The following is an 18,951-nucleotide window of genomic DNA, read 5'->3' as shown; positions in this document are numbered from 1 at the left end:
GTCACCCCGTCACCCCGTCACCCCGTCACCCCGTCACCCCGTCACCCCGTCACCCCATCACCCCCAACTAGAAATAATTGCCACTCAACTGAAAATCTCTATAAGAGGGCGTTCTCCTCCTGATCATTCTGCCTAAACTATGCCCCAATTACCAGGTTACACGCTGATAAACACACAATTAGGATACAAATTATGTCTCAAATCAACATTTTAATTCAACCCCACGGTGGTCAACTAATTGACTGTTATTTACAGGGGAAAGACCGAGAAAACGCTCTCAATAAAGCCTCTAAACTGCCTCATCTGATGCTTTCGCCACGTAATATAGCTGACCTCGAATGTATTGCCACAGGGGTTTATAGTCCCCTAGACGGGTTTGTTGATGAGACGGAATATTATTCCATTGTCAAAGATATGCGTTTGAATAATGGTCTCGCTTGGAGTATTCCGGTTACTTTGCAAGTATCTGAAGATTATGCAAACCAATATCCCTTAGATTCTGAAATTGCTCTAGTTCATCCCAATGGTGAGATTCTAGCAGTGATGACAGTTACCAGTAAGTTTAAACCCGACCAAGCATTAGAAGCTAAGATGGTTTATGGAACTACAGAAGATGCTCATCCTGGGGTTCAGGCCATGGTTAAAGAAGGTGAAGTTTACCTTGGTGGTCCGGTGAAAATGGTTAATCCCATCCCTCAAACGGATTTTCTTAATCATCGTTTAACTCCAGAAGATACCAGAGTTGAGTTTGCCAGACGGGAATGGAATACAGTAGTTGCCTTTCAAACCCGCAACCCCATCCACCGCGCTCATGAGTATATTACCAAAATCGCTCTAGAAGTGGTAGATGGACTATTTATCAATCCTTTGGTGGGGCAAACAAAATCTGATGATATTCCAGCGAACGTACGGATGCAATGTTATCAGGTTCTTATGGAACGATATTATCCTCAAAACCGTGTCTGTCTGGGTGTTTTTCCGGCGGCAATGCGTTATGCAGGACCTCGTGAAGCAATCATGCACGCGATCGCCCGTCAAAATTATGGCTGTACCCACTTTATCATTGGACGGGATCATGCTGGTGTGGGTGACTATTATGGAACCTACGATGCACAATACATCTTTGATGAATTCTCCGAAGATGAATTAAAGATTACTCCTTTGAAATTTGAACACGCTTTTTATTGCACTCGTAATCAGTCCATGGCCACTGCTAAAACCAGTCCTAGTAGCAAAGAGGAACGCATACACCTTTCTGGGACAAAAGTACGACAAATGCTGAGAAATGGTCAAACTCCACCCCCAGAGTTTTCTCGTCCCGAAGTGGCAGAAATTTTGGTTTCTTCTATGAAGTTAGCCACTGTTTAGTTTTCTCTCTATCAAGAAAAGGTGTAAAGAGAGGGAATTAAGAAACACAAAAATTCTAAATTCTACATTCTCTCTACACCCCAAACAAATCACAACCTTATTATCCACAATCAACGCAAAAATATTTGGAGACAATCATGACTTTAATCAAAGATATTACCTTCACCCAAGCTGACATTGCTAAACTCGAAGCTGAATATGCACACAAAAGACCCCAAGATATCCTTGCATTTGCCCTTAAACAGTTCGACAACATTACTATTTCTTTTAGTGGTGCAGAAGATGTAGTTTTGATTGATATGGCCGCCAAAATCACACGAAATATCCAAGTCTTCTCCATTGATACTGGTCGTTTGCATCCTGAAACCTATCAATTTATTGATAAAGTTCGGAAACAATATCGAGTGAAAATTGATGTTATTTCCCCTGATGCAGGCGAAGTTGAAGCATTAGTCAAAGAAAAGGGACTGTTTAGCTTCTATAAAGATGGTCATAAAGAATGCTGTGGTATTCGTAAAGTTAGACCCTTACGTCGCAAATTGGCAACGGTTGATGCTTGGATTACCGGACAACGCAAAGATCAAAACCCTGCTACTCGTGCAACTGTTCCTGTGATTCAAATTGATAGTGCTTTTTCTAGTGGCGATCGCAATTTAATTAAGTTTAATCCTTTAGCTAACTGGACATCAGCGCAGGTATGGCAATATATCCATGCAAATGAGGTTCCTTATAACAAGTTACATAATCAAGGGTTCATCAGTATCGGTTGTCAACCTTGTACCCGCGCTGTTTTACCTAACCAACATGAACGTCTTGGTCGTTGGTGGTGGGAAAATGCTGCTGATAAAGAATGTGGTTTCCACGAAATTAATTTAATTTCTAACAACAATTAGGAATTAGGAGTTAGGAGTTAGGAGTTCGGAGTTCGGAGTTAGGAGTTCGGAATTAATTATTACATAATGCTTTTTCCTAACTTCTTCCCCAACGTTACTGAAAAAATAGGTTAATCTCTCATCATTAAGGATCAAAAAAATGCACATTCAACTCATAAAAAAAATCAAATTAGATGGTAATAATTGTCGAAAATCTGCCAAGGTTTTGAATGAGCTTCAAGAATTAGGATTACTTGATAAAATCGATGAAATCATTGCAGCAGATCAACGTCAACCATCCAGTGAAGGTTTTGCTTTAGCTAATCAATATCAGGTTGAATCGGCTCCATTTTTTATTGTTAAAAATGAGGAAGGTTTAACCAAGGTTTATAAAGCTTATCATCGCTTTCTCAAAGATGTTTTTAATATGTCTATTTCAGAGGAAGATGAATTGTCTGAGATTATGGCACAAAATCCTGACTTAGATTACATTTAATCCATTTTCTAAACACAATAAAGAATGTAAAACTGATGTTATAGAAATCGTCAGGGCAATTAGGACATTTTTTCAAACTAAAACCTAATAGTAGCAAGGTTTTTCCCTCCTGCCTCCTGCTATACATTCTTAACTCTAAAATCTACATTATTAATGAAATCTAATTTCGAGAAAAGTCATGACAAATTCCCCTCAAAAAGTCAACGTAAAAGTTTTCAGTATCCCTCGACTTCATGACATATTACCTGGTTTATTATTAACATCTGGTTTAGCACTCCTAGCAGAATCCCTACATAAACTCCCTTCACTCTCCCTTTTAAGTTCATTAATTCTGGCAATTATTTTAGGAATTATAGTTAAAAATAGCATAGGAATTCCCAAAATTTATCAGCCGGGAATAACCTTTTCTCTCAAACGTATTCTACGACTTTCAATTATTTTATTAGGATTGAGATTAAGTTTACCTCAAGTCATTGAAGTTGGTCCGAATGGCTTAATAATTGTCTTCCTTACTTTAGTCAGTACCTTCATATTTACTTGTTGGTTAGGAAAACAATTAGGAGTCAATCAAAAACTGACCAAATTAATCGCTGCAGGAACTTCAATTTGTGGTGCTTCTGCCATTGTTGCTACTAATGGGGTGGTAGAAAGTAAGGATGAAGAAGTGGCTTATGCAGTGGCAATTGTAACCATTTTTGGAACATTATCTATGTTACTTTATCCTCTATTTTCTGTTCTTTTTCAAGTCACATCTCAAGAATTTGGTATTTGGTGCGGTGTTTCTATTCATGAAACGGCTCAAGTTATTGCTGCTGCTTTCCAAGGAGGAGAAATGAGCGGTGAATTGGGAACTATTACTAAATTATCCAGAGTAATCTTCTTAGTTCCAATTGTATTAATTTTAGGATTATTTTCAAACAAAAAAACAGCAAATAATGAGTTAAAAAAACTGCCAATTCCTTGGTTTGTTTTAGTATTTATTGCTTTAATGTTGTTAAATAGCCTCAATATTTTTCCTGAAAATCTGAAAAACTCAGTGGTCACATTCAACCACTTTTTACTGGCTATTTCTATGGCTGGAATGGGTTTAAAAACCAGTTTATTTGATATCAAGAAAACTGGAATTAAACCTTTTTATTTAGGGGCAGCCTCCTGGTTATTTGTCTCTATATTTAGTTTAGGATTGATCAAGATTTTTTACTAAAAAAATCATCAAGTCTATCTAATATAATCTTAACTCTACTTCTCACTTCATTAACAGCACAATCATCATGAAAAAAGTCTTCTTAACCCTTTCTGTATTAAGTTTATTTGTCCTTCCAGCTTATGCAACTAAAGGACTAAGAGAAAATGCGCAAAATGCCCAAGATAGTAATTTAAGAACTGAGAGAACAGTCCATAGAGATGGTATTACTAAGGTAAAAAGTACCTACAATGTCTCAGAAACAGCCCAAAGGTTTGAATCTATTGCTAGAGAAAAAGGCTTAAAAATCATTGCTAAAGTTGACCATAAAGCCGGGGCAAAATCCGTTAATCAACAATTACGTCCTACCCAATTAATTATATTTGGCAATCCTGCTGTTGGAACCCCTTTAATGCAGTGTAATCAAACCTTAGCCATTGATTTACCTCAAAAAGCACTGATTTGGGAAGATCAACAAGGACAAGTTTGGCTTGGTTATAACAGTCCAAAGTATTTATCAGAATCTCATCAAATCACTGGTTGTGGAGAACAATCTCTAGAAAAATTAAACAATACTTTGACTCTACTAAGTCAAGAAGTAACTCAATAAGATACCGTTGTTAACTACCAAGTCTTATTCAGATTTTTTCTGTGAGAAATTAGGATTTTTTAATCCTATTGATTAACCCTTGCAACAGATTAGATTACACAACTTTTGAGAGGAAACTATGCAATTATCAAAACAAAAACTTCAGGAAAACACCGAAAAAGTGTACGATACCATTGTCATTGGTGGTGGTGCTGGTGGACTATCAGCCGGAATCTATTTACAACGTTATCTTTTATCAAGTTTAATTATTGATAAAGGTAAAGCTCGTTCTTTTTGGATGCAAGAACTTCACAACTATCTGGGTTTGCCACCAGATACCCCTGGCCGCAACTTATTAAAACAAGGGAAAGACCATTATTTATCCTTAGGAGGAGACTTATTAAATGGTTATGTCGAAGAAGTAATTGATGAGGGAGATACTTTTCTTATTCGTGTTAAAGTGGGACGCAATGACAGCATTTATGCAGAATTTCGTAGCAAATATATTATTGCAGCTAGTGGTATTATTGATAACCTACCTTTCTTGGATGATATGCAAAATGTCTATGAATATGCAGGATACAACTTGCACGTTTGTTTAATCTGCGATGGCTATGAAATGGTAGATAAAAAAGTTGGTATCTTTGGCAAAAACCAACGCAGTTTAGAAGTCGCCTTTAGTTTAGGTTGGTTTACCCCCCATATCACCCTTTTTACCCAAGATATGTTTGATGTTAGCTTACAATTCCGTGAAAGATTAGAAGATCATGGTTATGAGTTGGTAGAAGAACCCATTGAACAATTTTTGGGTGAAAATCATCAAATGACAGGGGTACAACTGATGAATGGTTCTGTAATTAATTTGGATGCGGGATTAATTTCTATGGGTTCACAATATCATAGTGGTTATCTCTCTGGTATCGATCTCCAACGTCAAGGGGAAAATTTAGTCACCGATAGAATGTGTCGCACCTCTCACCCACGCATTTTTGCTATTGGGGACTTAAAAGTAGGACTAAACCAAGTTGTCATTGCTGCTGCTGATGGGGCCTTAGCCGCATCAGGAATCTGGCAAGAGATTCGCACCCGAAAAAATCAGTCCATGATCTTTAACTGATATTTCTTCTAATTTGGTTTTAGACTTACCCATAACGACTAAATCAAAGATTTTAGATGGGGACTGCGCGAAACGATTTTATTCAAATGTTTGAAAACGAGGTTTAGTAGTTAATATTTTGTAAGACGAGTCAATGGGCAGAGGGGGACTCGAACCCCCATGACCGAAGCCGCCACATTTTGAGTGTGGTGCGTCTACCAATTTCGCCATCCGCCCTTTGTTGTAGCTTTTTGATTATACTCTGTTTTGCCCGTTTCTAACAAGTGGTGATAATCTTGGGAACTGGACCAGCGATCAATCTCCTTAGCCCGTAAAACAGGCACAGGATGGGTGAGTTGTTCCGTTTGCGCCTGTTTTAACATTTCTCCTAAAGCAGTGTTGCTAATGGCTTCATAATCCCTCGCCTGTTCGATAAATGCCTCTAGGTTCAACTGAGGGGCAATGGTGGGAGAACCGCCAGCTAATTTCATTAAAATAGACATGACAACTTTGGGATCTTGTGCCACCAATAAAGCCGCGCGATCGCAGCTAAATTCAGCACAACGCACCCATTGTAACATTTGTGCCTGTAAAGATTGAGCGAGGGCTGCCCCCCAGTTGGGCAATAAACTGGCACCCAAAACCATAATATTGGCCAAAGTTAGGTAAACCCCGTGTTCACATTTGAGGTGTCCTAACTCATGGGCCATCACCCCTTGTATTTCCTCTGGGGTCAACATTTCCACCAAAGAGGTATGCAACACCATAAATGGTTTTTTCCCTTGCATAGCGAAGGTATAAGCGTTGGGTACGGGGTTTTGTTGTAAATAGAGTTGTGGGGGTTCGAGATCGAGAATGCGACAAGCTTCTACTAAAGATTCATGAAGATGGGGTAATTGTTTTTCACTGACTAACACCGAGGAAGCAATGTTATTGAGATAGAAAAACTGTTCCGCCACCGAACCCAGTAAACTCCTCACAATCATATCTAAGCCAGGGAGTTGTTTTAAAGTGGTAGTGGCTTCTAAATCTAAAGGATGACGAAAATCGTCTGCTTTTAAGCCTATTAACTGGGTTTTTGTGAATTGCATTGTTATTAAGGGGATATCAACCATTTTTTCACACGCTGCAGACTTTTCCAGTCTGGTTTACGGCTTAATCCGTCTTCGATGTTTTCCATGATATCGTTACGAATATCTTCATCTAAGGAGATTATTTGTTCGGCCGCTTCGATGTGATCCCGCACTCCTTTTGCGCCGGTGTCTAACATGGCTAAAGCCAGGTTAATTCGGGCTTGGGGCGGTCTACTATCGATTTTAACGCTTTTTTTGGCTGCTTTGAGGGCTGACTCTGGTTTATCTGCTAAGAGGTATAACCAAGCTAAACAGGCCCAAGCGGTGGGATTTTTTGGCGCGCGATCGCAGATGTCTTTAAAATGAGGGATCAAGGTATCAATAGATTCCCCATCTTTATAACGTTCTAACCCTTGTTCAAAGGCGTTTTCAACAGTTTCGGTCATTTGACTTTTCCCAAAGAATGACAGAGAATAAACATCATTGTACTGTTTTACAGGGACATAAGGAATGAAGTTTGAGAAAGCATTACAAACAGTAGAAGAGTTGGCTGTAAAAATTTTGACAAATGAAGGGGCAAAATTCTCAGCTATAGGTGTAACCAGTAAAAACAGAGGCTCAATTGTAGGTGCCACAGATTTTGCTGTTACTGCCTTTGTCCCAAAAAAGCTTACTTCAGATTAGCTTCACAGCGAAGACATTTATTCGTTTCAAGAAGCTTTTAACATAGCGAGTCAGGGGACTAACATTGATAACTACTTAAAAATCCCTAAGATTGGAGATGTCAAAGCAATTATCCATAGGACTATTGAGGGGAAAATTAAAACTGTAACTATAAGCAAAAACTGCTGTGACCAATATTTTGCTTCTGTTTTGTTTGATGATGGTCAAGAAAAGCCAGAAGCATCAACACAAGGAAAAGCAGTCGGCATTGATGTTGGGTTAACTCATTTCGCTATTACCAGTGATGGTTCTAAATTTGATAATCCAAGATTTTTAACTAAACATGAAAAAAACTTAAAACGGAAACAGAAACAACTATCTAGAAAGCGGAAGGGTTCTAATAACCGTAATAAAGCTAGAAAGAAGGTAGCTAGAGTTCACCGTAAAATAACTAACTGTCGTGAGTATTTCCTGCACAAACTAAGTCGTAGATTAGTTGACGAAAACCAAGTCATTGTGACAGAGAACCTTAACGTTAAAGGTATGATGAAAAACCATTGTCTAGCTAAAGCTATAGGACAAGTGGGATGGGGAATGTTTATGACCATGCTTAAGTACAAAGCAGAACAAGATGGTAAAACATATCTTGAGGTTGATAGGTTTTTCCCTTCATCAAAGACTTGTCATGTTTGCTTAAATCAAGTGGGTAGTTTACCCCTAGATGTCAGAGAATGGACTTGTAACAACTGCCATACAAAACACGACAGAGATATTAACGCAGCAATCAACATCAGAGAAGAGGGACTACGACATTTGACCTGTGGGACACGGGATAAAGCGGTGCAGCGCGGTCTTGGGGGTTTCCCCCATGAGCGACTGCGCCAAGAAGCCTATCGCCAGACTGTAAGCCGCAGTAATAGAGGACGCAAGAAATCTACTACTGCGCTTGTCTCTGGGTAGGAAGCCCACGCTGTACGCTTGCGTCAGCGTGTGGTAGTTCACAATACAATATATTTTTTAAACACCAAAGGACTTACCGCAGCCACAAGTTTGGTTAGCGTTGGGGTTAGTAAACTCAAAACCACCGCCGATCATGGCGGTACTATAATCTAGGACGAGGCCGTAGAGATAGAGAAGACTTTTGCGATCGCAAACAATTTTGAAGCCATCATAATCATAGGCTTCATCTTCTTCTCCAATATTGCTAACGTCTTCAAAGTCCATCATATAGGACATTCCGGAACATCCTCCCTGACGAACCCCAACACGCAAACAGAGGTCTTTTCCTTCTTGTTCCCGTAACATTAGAACTTGCTTAAGGGCTGTTTCGGTGAGTTGAATTCCTTTTGTGGGGGTTTGAGTGGCTTGTGTCATCGGTTATGGTGACTCCTGAGGGCTAGAATGATTTTCAAACTTTTTCTATTCTAGAATAACTTTAGGATTATTAACGTTTTATTTAAAGAATTATTACTTTATATTCTTATCTATACTTACCATAGAATTACCTTTTAGTCAAATTGGAAGAACATCTATTTAATTAGGAATTAAATGAACAAAGAAATTTTATTTATGAGTAACGGCCATGGAGAGGACTTAAATGCTAGTTTAATTCTCCAAGAATTGTCAAAAATTGACGCTAATATAAAGATTACAGGAATGCCTTTAGTGGGAGAAGGAAGTGCTTACCGTTCTCTTAATTTACCTTTGATTGGTCAGCCAAAAAGTTTACCTTCTGGTGGTATTTTTTATATGAATATCCTGACTTTATTAAAGGATGTTAGTGCGGGATTGATTGGTTTAACTCTATATCAAATTCGTACTTTGCTTAAATACTGTTCTCAGTATCATTTAATTGTTGCTGTTGGTGACATTTTTCCTGTTACTATGGCTTATATAACTAATCGTCCTTTTGTGGCTTTTTTGGTTTCTACTTCTAGTTATTATGAAGGGAAATTAAATCTACCTTGGTTAACCCGTTGGTGTTTGCGATCGCCTCGTTGTTTAGCTATTTTTACAAGAGATTCTTTCACGGCAGAAGATTTACAGCAACAAGGATTTAAACAAGCTAATTTTTCGGGATATCCTATCATGGATATTTTAACCCCAACGGGAAAAGATTTACATCTTAATGATAATATTCCCACCATTGCTTTATTACCTGGAAGTCGTCTCCCTGAAGCACTTAATAATGTAGAATTATTGTTAAAAGTGTGTGAATCTCTAGCTAGTTTAGAAAAAGTACAATTTCGGGTGGCTTTAGTTAAAGCGATACAAGAAAAGGACTTAGAAAATTTAGCTAAAAATTTAGGATGGCAATATCAATCTACTGGAATATTAATCAAAAAACAAGAAAAAAATATCATTAGAGTTGAATGTTATTATCAAGCATTTTCTGATATTATAAATCATTGTGATCTAGCCTTGGGAATGGCAGGAACTGCTGTAGAACAAGTAGTAGGTTTAGGTAAACCAGTTATTCAATTACCAGGAAAAGGTCCCCAGTTTACATACCCTTTTGCCGAAGCACAAATGAGATTATTAGGAATATCGGTTAAAACTATCGGAAACAGTTATAAAAATCCCCATATTTTTGTTGAAGCAGCAAAAACAATTCAAACTATTTTACAAGATAAAGATTATTTAGAAAACTGTCGAAAAAATGGACAAGAAAGAGTCGGGAAACCAGGAGGATCTCTCAACATTGCTCAGGCGATCGCAAACTTGCTTTAAACATTTTTCCTAGTTTTAAAGTGCAAACTGTTATAATATAGAATAAGTGTTTAATTTTTACTAATAATTGAAACCATGAGCGACACATCTAAACCAACAACAGGAACCTTAAAAGAACGTATCAGCGAAGATATTAAAACAGCTATGAAAGCTAGAGATAAAGTTCGTCTAGAAACAGTTAGAAGTATCAAAAAAGTGATTATAGAAAAAGAAACAGAAGTGCGTCCCAAAGGACAAGATGAATTAACTCCTGAACAAGAATTAGAGTTATTAGCGCAACAAGCTAAACAACGGAGAGATTCTATTGAACAATATCGTCAAGGTGGTAGAGATGATTTAGCTGATAAAGAAGCTCAAGAATTAGCTATTATAGAAACCTATTTACCGGCTCAACTTTCTTTTGAAGAAATAGAAGCAGTTATCGATAAAATTATAGCTTCTGTTGGCGCAAGTTCCCCCAAAGATATGGGTAAAGTTATGGGGCCAGCTATGAAAGAACTTAAAGGGAAAGCTGATGGAAAACAAGTTCAAGAAATAGTTAAAGCTAAACTAGGCTAACTGATTTTATATCAAAATATCAACAATTAATAATGAATAATCCTTAAATTATTCATTACTCAATCTATTATTTTTTAAAGAGAATACTAGAGATGAAAATAGAAACTCTTGACTTAAACACACTCTACGAAAAGGAATATGATCAATGGTTGGAGGAAACAGTAAAAATTTTAAAAAATCGTCAATTAGACCAATTAGATTATGATAATTTAATTGAGGAATTAGAAGCATTGGGACGTTCTGAAAAAAATGCCGTAAAAAGTTTACTTTTACAAGTAATTATTCATCTTTTATTGCTCAACTTTTGGAGAGAAGAAAAGGAAAGAAACTCTAACCATTGGTCAGCAGAAATTATAACTTTTCGGGTTCAATTAGAAGATAGATTAACAACTAATCTTAGAAATTATTTAAGAAGTGAATTAGATAAAATTTATAAAAATTCTTGTTTAATTGTTACTAAAAAAGCACAGTTAACAAATTTACCTGATAAATGTCCTTATTCTTTAGAAGAATTATTACAAAAAGATTGGTTTCCAGAATAGATGTTTTAAGTTAATTAGTCTTCTTTTAATCTGGTTTCAACTGCGGTAATAATTTCCTCAAAATCTGATTTTTTGTGCATTTCATGAGTTAAAGTATTCATGTTTTTTAAGGTGTCGGTTAAATTATCAATATTACGTCTAATTTCATCATATAAATTTAGACTTTCCATAATCTTTGAACTATTAGCTAAATCAATTGTTTTATATTTTTCTTGTAATTTAGCTTTTTCTTGTTCCCAGTGTTGTAAATAGTCTAAGCGTTCTAAATCATCATAGATTTTAGCATCCTTTAATACAATAGGAAAAATTCGATCATAAAAGTTACCATTTTTTGCAATTTCTATTAACTCAAACATACAATTTTTAGATTTTAGATATTTATCGCTGAGGACAACAATAATACATTTTCCCTGTCCAATATCCTGCATAAATTCTTTGATTAATCCTTTATAACCTAAGTCTCGTTTATCACGAATAATGGTGATTCCTTTTGCTTGAAATGCGTTATCAAGTTCATTGGTTAGGGTTTCGCTGTCTCCTCCCCAAGCATAGGAAATAAAAATTTCTGTGTTAGTCATCATTTTAACAGTAGATTTAGGAACAATAACAATATTAATTGAGTTACTTTTATCCTCACAAATTTCTAATACATAACCCTCTTCTCCTTGGTGGGGATGGGGAACAATATCTACTAATATAGCAGTATCACCTTTTTTTAGATCATATTCTGGGACATCTTTAGTTAAAAAAACTGGTTGATATAAAGTAGTCATAATTAGATAAAATCACTATTTAAGAAATGAATTTTGTTAGAGTTATTAATCAGAAATATTGCATATTAAGAAAGATAGAAAAAATCATTCTAATGAATAATCTACACTAATGATTAAAGCTAAAAGTAATTGTTCCATAATTTCATCTGAAATTACACCTAGTTTATTTATAAATCTTTATTATCTTCCAATCCTTCTCCATCTAGCTGAGAAAATAAATTTAATTCGGGATCATTGTTAATATCTTTAGCAATTTCTTGTATTATTGGTGACAATAGTTTATGTCTTTCTTCTAGAGATAGTTTAGCAATTTCTTGTAAGGAAGGAATGATAGTGTTAACCGTATTTTGATTGATGTTGGTTGTGTTAGTTTTCATGACTGTTACTTTTAGATAATTTGCAAACTAATAAATTGAATTTTCTGGTGGATTTTTCGTTTTAACCAAACGGTAATCATTTCTATTTTTTCATCATTAAGACTGTTTAATTTTCCTCTAAAATTTGAATAATTTTGTGCTTAAGTTTAGGAATTTCATTAATAACAGCATCCCAAACAATGTCATAATCAACACCGAAATAATTATGGATTAATTTATCTCGCATTCCTGCGATTTTTCTCCATTCAATTTCTGGATAATCAGTCCGCAATTTATGGGGTAATTGTTTGACAGCTTCTCCAATAATTTCAAGACTTCTAACCCAAGCTCGTTTTAAGGTTTGATCATTGATAAAATCTTCCTTATTTAAACCTTGAGAGGTTGTAATTAAATAATTAGTTTCATCAAGAATATGTCTTAAATAATTACTGGAAGATGGGGACATATTCAACCTCTTTTAATATTTCTTTACCAAGATAAGGACTTAATGATTCAGGGGTAATTAAATCAACTTTTCGTTCTAATAAATCTTCAAGAAAAATTGATAAACTCATAAAGTTATCGAAGGTTTTTAAATGAGGGTGAAAAGTTACTAAGACATCGACATCACTATCTTGATTAACTTTCGCTTTGATAAATGAACCAAACAACCCTAAACGGGACACTCCAAATTTTTTAAAGTGTTCTTGATTTTGTTGAATTAAGGTGATGATATCTTGTTTTGTGTTAACTTTCATTTTAGTCATAATCTGAGATAATTTTTAAACTAATAAATTGAATCTTCTGATCGACTTTTCGTTTTAACCAAACGGTAATCATTTCTAGTTTTTCATCATTAATACTGTTTAATTCTCCTTTAACCTGGTACAAGATTCCATAATCATTTTCCTGATGTTGACTGACGATATTCTCGGTAATTAGTTGCTGAATAGCTTGTTTGAGTTGTTGGGGATTAGATAGACTAAATCCTGCTTGAGTAATTTGTCTTGATTTATCATGATGTTGTCTATATTTTAAGCAATATTCTGTTAGCTTTGTATCAGAAATAAAGGAATTTTGAGGTATTTTTAGGAAGGGTAAGCAAAAGTTTTGATAGATTTTAGATTTATCTTGGATGATTTCTAAGGCTTGAAGGATTCTAGAAAAACTCTCATTGTAATATTGCCAATCACTCTTTAATAAGAAAATAGATAAAACCTCAATTGTTTTGTCTGAACCAATCTCCCCTAATGCGTATGCTGCATCACAACGAATCATAGGATTAGAGTCATTTAAAACATCTTCTAATCTATCAATAACTTTATCTGAACTAATTTTCCTTAATTTTAATCTTGGAGTCAAAGTAATATATCTACGAAAGGGATTTAGCATCTTTTCTAATAAACTCTTGGAGATTTTGTCTAAATCAATCTCCCTAAACACTGATGCTGCAAAGCAACGAATATCCTTATCAGAGTGATCTAAAGCCTTAAGTAAGCTATTAATGACTTTAAGTAAGCTATCACTGACTTGATCTGAACCAATCCCCCCCAACGCTTCTACTGCCTTCTTAAGAATAAACATATCAGAGTCATTTAAAGCTTTTTCTAAGCTCTCAATGATAATCTGCTGCAATGCTTCTGCTGCTTTCCTGCGAACATCATCATAAGAGTTATTTAAGGCCTTTTCTAAGCTCTCAACGGCTTTATTTGAAGCAATCCTCCCCAATGCTTCTGTTGATTTCCTACGAACCAACTCGTCAGAATCATGTAAAGATTTTTCTAAGCTCTCAATGGCTTTGTCTAAACCAGTATTCCCCAATGCTTCCACTACTTCATAATGAACCAACTTATCAGAATCATTTAAAGCCTTTTCTAAGCTCCCAATGACTTTATCTGAACTAATTTGTCCCAATGCTGCTGCTGCCTTCCTACGAACCCACTTATCAGACTGATTTAAAGCCTTTTCTAAGGTCTCAATCGCTTGATCTGAAGCGATTTTTCCTAATGCGAACGAGGCATTCTCAATAACATACCCATCAGAGTCATTTAAAGCTTTTTCTAAACTCTCAATGGCTTTATTTGAACCAATTTGTCCCAATGCTCGTGCTGATTTCCCACGAACACACTCATCAGAGTCATTTAAAGCCTTTTCTAAGCTTTCAATAGCTTTGTCTAAACCAATGTTCCCCAATGCTTGTGCAGCACTGCTACGAACCCACTTATCAGAGTGATTTAAAGCCTTCTGTAAGCTCTCAAAAGCTTTATCTGAACCAATTTTTCCCAATGCTTCTGTTACCTTCCTATGAACATAGCTATCAGAGTGACTTAAAGCAGTTTCTAAGCTGGCAACAGCTTTGTCTGAACCAATTTTTCCCAATGCTTCCACAGCTTTCCTACGAACCGAACTATCAGAGTGATTTAAAGCCTTTTCTAACTCAGATATGGCTTCCTCAGACTTCGTTCTCCCCAACAACTCCACTTTATATAACACTGGAATATCTAACTTTTTAACTAAATCAACCGTCTCACCCTGAAAAGTATAATTTACCTCCCCTGCTAACCTCGCACCTAACTTTAAATCCACTGCTAACCCCAACTTAACCATCCTAACTGCTTGCTTTTCCTCCCTCAATAACCCTGCAACCACTGCCATCGGTTCCGTCCATTTCAGATAATTAAGATAGTCCCACTGCAACTGTTCATCCGTTAGCTTGTCAAACTCTAGCACTAGGGTTTCCGCAGTATAATATTCCTGGATTAACTGATGACGAAATTCAATTTCATCCTGTCCTCGTCGTTGTAAAAGATGATAATTAAATAAATCTTGTAACCAAAGACGACAACGGCGCAAAGAATAGTCATTTTCCCCTGCTTCTGCCAAAAATTCCCCTAAAATGCTTTCTGCTTCTGTGGCACTAATAGCCGGTTCATTCTTACGTTTTGTCATCTCAAACGCCAGATATTTCAAGGAATCTGACCATAAAATACGAGAATTACTCTGTGTTGTTACATCTGCTTTCAATTTCTGATCATAAATGCTTGTAAACGCCCGAAATACACCTCCTAAATTATCAGGAATTTCCTGCTTATTCTGCACAAATACAGAACATAACATCCATAACAGCAAAGGAGTTTCCCCTAACTCTTTTATCCTTCCTCCCAACTGCTTTAACATTTCCTCAGCTTGTTCTTCCGGTAAATAACCCCTAACAAACTGCTGCATCTGAGGTTCCGTTAACGGTTCCATAGTCAGCTTTTTCTCAATTTTCAAATCACCCCGTAACCCCAACTCTCTCGTGGTGAAAATCATGGGAGTTTGTGGATATTGCTGCTCAAACTGCTGTAAATCTCGATAAGCTGCATCGGATGGCAACTCGTTCACCCCATCCACCAATAACAGTAATTTACCCTCTTTTAAGAAATTTTCTAGGTCATTGTTATTGACAAATAAATAATTCTGTGCTGCAAAATTTTGAATTAAATCCAGAACTGATGTTTTATAGGATCTTAGTTCTACTAAAATAGGAATTTCTCCCCTTCTCCTCGTCTCCCCGTCTCCCTCTCTCCTCTTCTCACTCTCTTCCAACAATAAACGAATTAAAGCAGTGGATTTGCCCGATCCTGGTTTTCCTCGTAATAGAACATGATTAGCTGCATATTTCCGTAAACCTTCTAAAACACTGAATATTTCTATTTTTTCCTTTTCTTCTTCTCTATTTTCTCTCTCATCCTTTTCAGGAACAGTTTGCACCATTAACCCCAAATCTAACAAAAAAGGCTGCGATCGCATTATTTCATCATTTTTGAGTTTAGATATTTCTTTGCCAACAACATCAGTAACAGTATAAGTCTTCCACCACTGCGTATATTTAGTATTATTACAAATTGACTCTAAATATGCTGAAAAATCCACTGTCACAATTAATTAAGAGTTAATCAAGAACATAATTTAATGATATCCCATTCACACGGTGGGTTACGACTGATTTTTATTTTCTTGCCACAATCTAAATTATAGCGGTCTAACCCACCCTACATTTAAAATCGTTTTGTGGCGAAAATGGTACAATGACGATGATCTAATTCTTGTTTAAATCCGTTAGACTTTTGATGATAAAAGAAACCTTAACTATCCCTAATCATAAACAGTTAGATACAGGAGCTTGTAGAGCAATTTTAAAACAAGCTAGTCAATATATTCCTCTTTCAGAATTATCTAAATACTTCTATGATTATTTTATCTATTTTAAACACAAAAATGTGTAGTGCTATATAACTAAAATTATTGATAAAATACAAACTAAAAAGAGGCTGTCACGACAACCTCTTTTTTCTCCTAAATCATTATATAGCAATAGACAGGCTAGTTAGGACACATAAATTATATTTTAAGGGAACAGGGAACAGGGAACAGGGAACAGAAAAATGTCCTAATAGCTTTGGCGACTGCTATAATTATTAGAAAGTTATCAAATCTTTTACTTGATAACTGCTACCACTGAAGAACTCTCCGAAGGGGTAATTTTAGGAGATAAGAAACCTTCAGCGTAAATTTTAGGATTGGTTTGAGAGATTTGAGTATAGGATTCACGAACTTGTGTATTTAAAGCAACGGTCTTAACGTCATATAATTCTGTGGCTAGTTTGGGATATAAACCAACGGCAATAATTAACGCTAAGAAAGAAAGACCAATAAAGATTTCTCTTGAGTTAGCATCGGTATATCTAGCTTGTCCTGGTAATACACAGTTGGTTCCAAAACACATCGCTTCGGAGTTATCTTGATAATCTTTGCGTTTCTCTGTATCTCCCACAACACAAACAGGCACTTTATCTGTCCCATAAAATAACTGTCTTAGCATGGACAGTAAATAAATGGGGGTGAGAATCAACCCGACAGCAGATAAAAAGACAGTAACGGTACGGAAAGACGAACTGTAAATGTCGCTACTGGTAAACCCGAGGAAAACAGCGATTTCACTGGCAAAACCACTCATTCCAGGTAGGGCTAATGATGCCATTGCACCGGCAGTAAATAAAGCGAATACTTTGGGCATTTTCTCGCCAATATCTCCCATATCGTTCAAAGCAAGGGTGTGGGTGCGATCGTAGGTGACACCAGCTAAGAAGAATAAGAGGGCAGCAATTAAACCATGAGAGAGCATTTGCAACATGGCTCCACTCATCCCTAAATCAGTAAAGGAAGCAATTCCTAATAGCACAAACCCCATGTGAGAAACTGAAGAATAGGCTAAACGACGTTTCATATTGGTTTGTCCGAAGGACGTTAACGCCCCATAGACAATATTGACAACTCCCAGTGTGGCTAAAACAGGGGCAAAGTAAACATGAGCATCGGATAAAAGTCCCATATTGAGACGTATTAATCCATAGCCTCCCATTTTCAACAAAACACCGGCTAAAATCATGGAAACAGGGGCAGAGGCTTCTCCGTGAGCATCTGGCAACCAGGTATGAAGGGGAAATATAGCTAATTTCACACCAAAAGCAACTAATAATCCTGCATATAGGAATAATTCTAAGCCCAAGGGATAATCTTTCAGTCCTAGTTCAACCATATCAAAAGTAACATTATTGCCTCCGTACCATCCCATTGCTAAAGCTGCCACTAAAATGAAAATAGAGGCAGCCGCTGTATATAGCAAGAACTTCATGGCTGCGTACTGGCGTTTCTTTCCTCCCCAAATAGAAATAAGGAGATAAACCGGAACCAGTTCTAACTCCCACATAATGAAGAGGAGTAAGATATCTTGAGCTACAAAAACCCCGATTTGTGCTGCATACAACATCAACATCAGCACATAAAACAACCGAGGTTTGTGATCCACTTGCCAAGCGGAAAACATGGCCAGAGTTGTCACCAGTCCGGCTAAAAGAACCAAAGGCATAGAAATGCCATCCACTGATACAGACCAACTTAGTCCTATCATTGGCAACCAATCGTATTTTTCTACTAATTGAAACCCTGAATTACTGGGATCGTAATGCTGTACGAAAACGTAACACATTAAGATAAAATCTGCGATCGCTACCCCCATGGCATACCACCGTACCTGTTTACCTTCTTTAGCAGGTAAGACGGGGATTAATAAAGAAGCTATTAAAGGGAGTGAGATGATCGCAGTTAACCAGGGAAATTGTTCTCCTATCATCATCATAAATAAATTTATTAAGCTTGGATGAGAACATTATACGTCATTTTGTCAAGTTAAGTTTACATTTTTTTAATAGTTAAGTTATTAGCAGTGATTTATGATGATAAAGTCTATAAAGTTTTATCACAAATGTCGGGTGAAGACACTACCTAAAAATGCTCTCAAAAATACCTATATTAAGGAGTAAGTATGAAACCCGACCAGTATATAAACTGCATAGCATCCATATAAACTTAACTTTTTTTCATAAAACAGATAATCTATGTTAGGGTGAAACAAGGAGGTATTGAGCGTGGATAATAAAGCATATAAATTTCGCCTATATCCCAACCAAGAACAGCAACAATTCTTAGCTAAATGTTTTGGTTGCTCAAGGTTTGTCTATAACTATTTTTTGCGATTAACTACTGATGTCTATGCCGATTGTAAAAAAAGTTTAAGGTATAAAGAATGGTCTAAATTACTTACTTCTTT

Annotated in this window: 21 protein-coding genes, 1 tRNA gene and 2 pseudogenes; 13 read left to right on the top strand and 11 right to left on the bottom strand. The window is 36.4% G+C overall.

Features of this window, described 5'->3' with window-relative positions:
• The first annotated feature begins 192 nt into the window (after positions 1-192).
• The 6 genes from sat to QNJ66_RS20540 all read left to right on the top strand — a co-directional run bounded on the left by sat (position 193) and on the right by QNJ66_RS20540 (position 5,625).
• Complete coding sequence (gene sat / locus QNJ66_RS20565; protein WP_300510283.1) at positions 193-1,368, top strand: sulfate adenylyltransferase; 1,176 nt, start codon at positions 193-195, stop codon at positions 1,366-1,368.
• A 137-nt stretch (positions 1,369-1,505) separates the two neighbouring features.
• Positions 1,506-2,261, top strand: a complete 756-nt coding sequence (locus QNJ66_RS20560; protein WP_300510282.1) for a phosphoadenylyl-sulfate reductase — start codon at positions 1,506-1,508, stop codon at positions 2,259-2,261.
• Between the two features lie 139 nt (positions 2,262-2,400).
• Positions 2,401-2,736 carry a hypothetical protein gene (locus QNJ66_RS20555; RefSeq protein ID WP_300510280.1) on the top strand — a complete coding sequence of 112 codons (336 nt, stop codon included), beginning with the start codon at positions 2,401-2,403 and terminating at the stop codon, positions 2,734-2,736.
• A gap of 178 nt (positions 2,737-2,914) precedes the next feature.
• Positions 2,915-3,940, top strand: coding sequence for a YeiH family protein (locus QNJ66_RS20550; RefSeq protein WP_300510279.1), 1,026 nt, complete (start codon positions 2,915-2,917; stop codon positions 3,938-3,940).
• A 67-nt stretch (positions 3,941-4,007) separates the two neighbouring features.
• Positions 4,008-4,529 (top strand): DUF302 domain-containing protein, encoded by a 522-nt coding sequence (locus QNJ66_RS20545; protein WP_300510278.1) that lies wholly within the window; start codon positions 4,008-4,010, stop codon positions 4,527-4,529.
• 118 nt (positions 4,530-4,647) lie between these two features.
• Positions 4,648-5,625, top strand: a complete 978-nt coding sequence (locus tag QNJ66_RS20540; protein WP_300510277.1) for an NAD(P)/FAD-dependent oxidoreductase — start codon at positions 4,648-4,650, stop codon at positions 5,623-5,625.
• Positions 5,626-5,759: 134 nt separating this feature from the next.
• Here QNJ66_RS20540 and QNJ66_RS20535 read toward each other — a convergent pair.
• The 3 genes from QNJ66_RS20535 to QNJ66_RS20525 form a co-directional block, all read right to left on the bottom strand.
• Positions 5,760-5,841: transfer RNA gene (locus tag QNJ66_RS20535), tRNA-Leu, on the bottom strand.
• Complete coding sequence (locus QNJ66_RS20530) at positions 5,820-6,695, bottom strand: M48 family metallopeptidase (RefSeq protein ID WP_300510276.1); 876 nt, start codon at positions 6,693-6,695, stop codon at positions 5,820-5,822. The genes QNJ66_RS20535 and QNJ66_RS20530 overlap by 22 nt, the downstream gene beginning before the upstream one ends.
• 5 nt (positions 6,696-6,700) lie before the next feature.
• Positions 6,701-7,123 (bottom strand): hypothetical protein, encoded by a 423-nt coding sequence (locus tag QNJ66_RS20525; protein ID WP_300510275.1) that lies wholly within the window; start codon positions 7,121-7,123, stop codon positions 6,701-6,703.
• 64 nt (positions 7,124-7,187) lie between these two features.
• On the opposite strand from QNJ66_RS20525, the gene QNJ66_RS20520 reads away from it, so the two are divergent.
• Both QNJ66_RS20520 and QNJ66_RS20515 read left to right on the top strand, forming a co-directional pair.
• Complete coding sequence (locus tag QNJ66_RS20520; RefSeq protein ID WP_300510274.1) at positions 7,188-7,361, top strand: hypothetical protein; 174 nt, start codon at positions 7,188-7,190, stop codon at positions 7,359-7,361.
• Positions 7,362-7,400: 39 nt separating this feature from the next.
• Positions 7,401-8,300: pseudogene (locus QNJ66_RS20515) on the top strand (RNA-guided endonuclease TnpB family protein); the annotation flags it as partial.
• 57 nt (positions 8,301-8,357) lie between these two features.
• Here the strand turns inward: QNJ66_RS20515 and QNJ66_RS20510 are convergent.
• Positions 8,358-8,714: an iron-sulfur cluster assembly accessory protein gene (locus tag QNJ66_RS20510; protein ID WP_300510272.1), complete on the bottom strand. Its 357-nt coding sequence runs from the start codon at positions 8,712-8,714 to the stop codon at positions 8,358-8,360.
• 174 nt (positions 8,715-8,888) lie between these two features.
• Here QNJ66_RS20510 and QNJ66_RS20505 point away from each other — a divergent pair, with 174 nt between their 5' ends.
• The 3 genes from QNJ66_RS20505 to QNJ66_RS20495 all read left to right on the top strand — a co-directional run bounded on the left by QNJ66_RS20505 (position 8,889) and on the right by QNJ66_RS20495 (position 11,170).
• Entirely contained in the window at positions 8,889-10,070 is a 1,182-nt protein-coding gene (locus QNJ66_RS20505; protein ID WP_300510270.1) for a lipid-A-disaccharide synthase-related protein, read from the top strand.
• A gap of 75 nt (positions 10,071-10,145) precedes the next feature.
• Complete coding sequence (locus tag QNJ66_RS20500; protein ID WP_300510268.1) at positions 10,146-10,628, top strand: GatB/YqeY domain-containing protein; 483 nt, start codon at positions 10,146-10,148, stop codon at positions 10,626-10,628.
• Between the two features lie 92 nt (positions 10,629-10,720).
• Positions 10,721-11,170: a DUF29 domain-containing protein gene (locus tag QNJ66_RS20495; protein WP_300510266.1), complete on the top strand. Its 450-nt coding sequence runs from the start codon at positions 10,721-10,723 to the stop codon at positions 11,168-11,170.
• Positions 11,171-11,184: 14 nt separating this feature from the next.
• Here QNJ66_RS20495 and QNJ66_RS20490 read toward each other — a convergent pair whose 3' ends face one another.
• From QNJ66_RS20490 to QNJ66_RS20465, 6 genes and pseudogenes are all read right to left on the bottom strand, one after another.
• Positions 11,185-11,748 (bottom strand): toll/interleukin-1 receptor domain-containing protein, encoded by a 564-nt coding sequence (locus tag QNJ66_RS20490; protein ID WP_300510285.1) that lies wholly within the window; start codon positions 11,746-11,748, stop codon positions 11,185-11,187.
• Between the two features lie 3 nt (positions 11,749-11,751).
• Positions 11,752-11,943, bottom strand: a pseudogene (locus QNJ66_RS20485) (DUF4926 domain-containing protein); the annotation flags it as partial.
• A gap of 167 nt (positions 11,944-12,110) precedes the next feature.
• The gene (locus tag QNJ66_RS20480) at positions 12,111-12,320 is read right to left on the bottom strand and encodes a hypothetical protein (RefSeq protein ID WP_300510264.1); all 210 of its coding nucleotides are present in this window, start codon (positions 12,318-12,320) and stop codon (positions 12,111-12,113) included.
• A gap of 106 nt (positions 12,321-12,426) precedes the next feature.
• Positions 12,427-12,765, bottom strand: a complete 339-nt coding sequence (locus QNJ66_RS20475; protein WP_300510263.1) for a DUF86 domain-containing protein — start codon at positions 12,763-12,765, stop codon at positions 12,427-12,429.
• Complete coding sequence (locus QNJ66_RS20470; protein WP_300510261.1) at positions 12,746-13,057, bottom strand: nucleotidyltransferase family protein; 312 nt, start codon at positions 13,055-13,057, stop codon at positions 12,746-12,748. Before QNJ66_RS20470 ends, QNJ66_RS20475 begins: the two co-directional genes overlap by 20 nt.
• A 1-nt stretch (position 13,058) precedes the next feature.
• Positions 13,059-16,214: a HEAT repeat domain-containing protein gene (locus QNJ66_RS20465; RefSeq protein ID WP_300510260.1), complete on the bottom strand. Its 3,156-nt coding sequence runs from the start codon at positions 16,212-16,214 to the stop codon at positions 13,059-13,061.
• A gap of 197 nt (positions 16,215-16,411) precedes the next feature.
• Between QNJ66_RS20465 and QNJ66_RS20460 the strand changes: the two genes are divergently transcribed.
• Entirely contained in the window at positions 16,412-16,567 is a 156-nt protein-coding gene (locus QNJ66_RS20460; RefSeq protein WP_300510258.1) for a type II toxin-antitoxin system HicA family toxin, read from the top strand.
• 212 nt (positions 16,568-16,779) lie between these two features.
• On the opposite strand, the gene QNJ66_RS20455 is transcribed toward QNJ66_RS20460, so the two are convergent.
• Positions 16,780-18,474 carry an NAD(P)H-quinone oxidoreductase subunit 4 gene (locus tag QNJ66_RS20455; RefSeq protein WP_300510284.1) on the bottom strand — a complete coding sequence of 565 codons (1,695 nt, stop codon included), beginning with the start codon at positions 18,472-18,474 and terminating at the stop codon, positions 16,780-16,782.
• Positions 18,475-18,769: 295 nt separating this feature from the next.
• Here QNJ66_RS20455 and QNJ66_RS20450 point away from each other — a divergent pair.
• Positions 18,770-18,951 (top strand): helix-turn-helix domain-containing protein (locus QNJ66_RS20450; RefSeq protein ID WP_300510256.1); only part of this gene is annotated, 182 nt, incomplete at its 3' end.

The organism is Crocosphaera sp. (genome assembly GCF_030064895.1).
Taxonomy (GTDB): domain Bacteria; phylum Cyanobacteriota; class Cyanobacteriia; order Cyanobacteriales; family Microcystaceae; genus Crocosphaera.
Note: the sequence above shows the minus strand (reverse complement) of the source record. Positions and strands in the feature narration are given on the sequence as shown.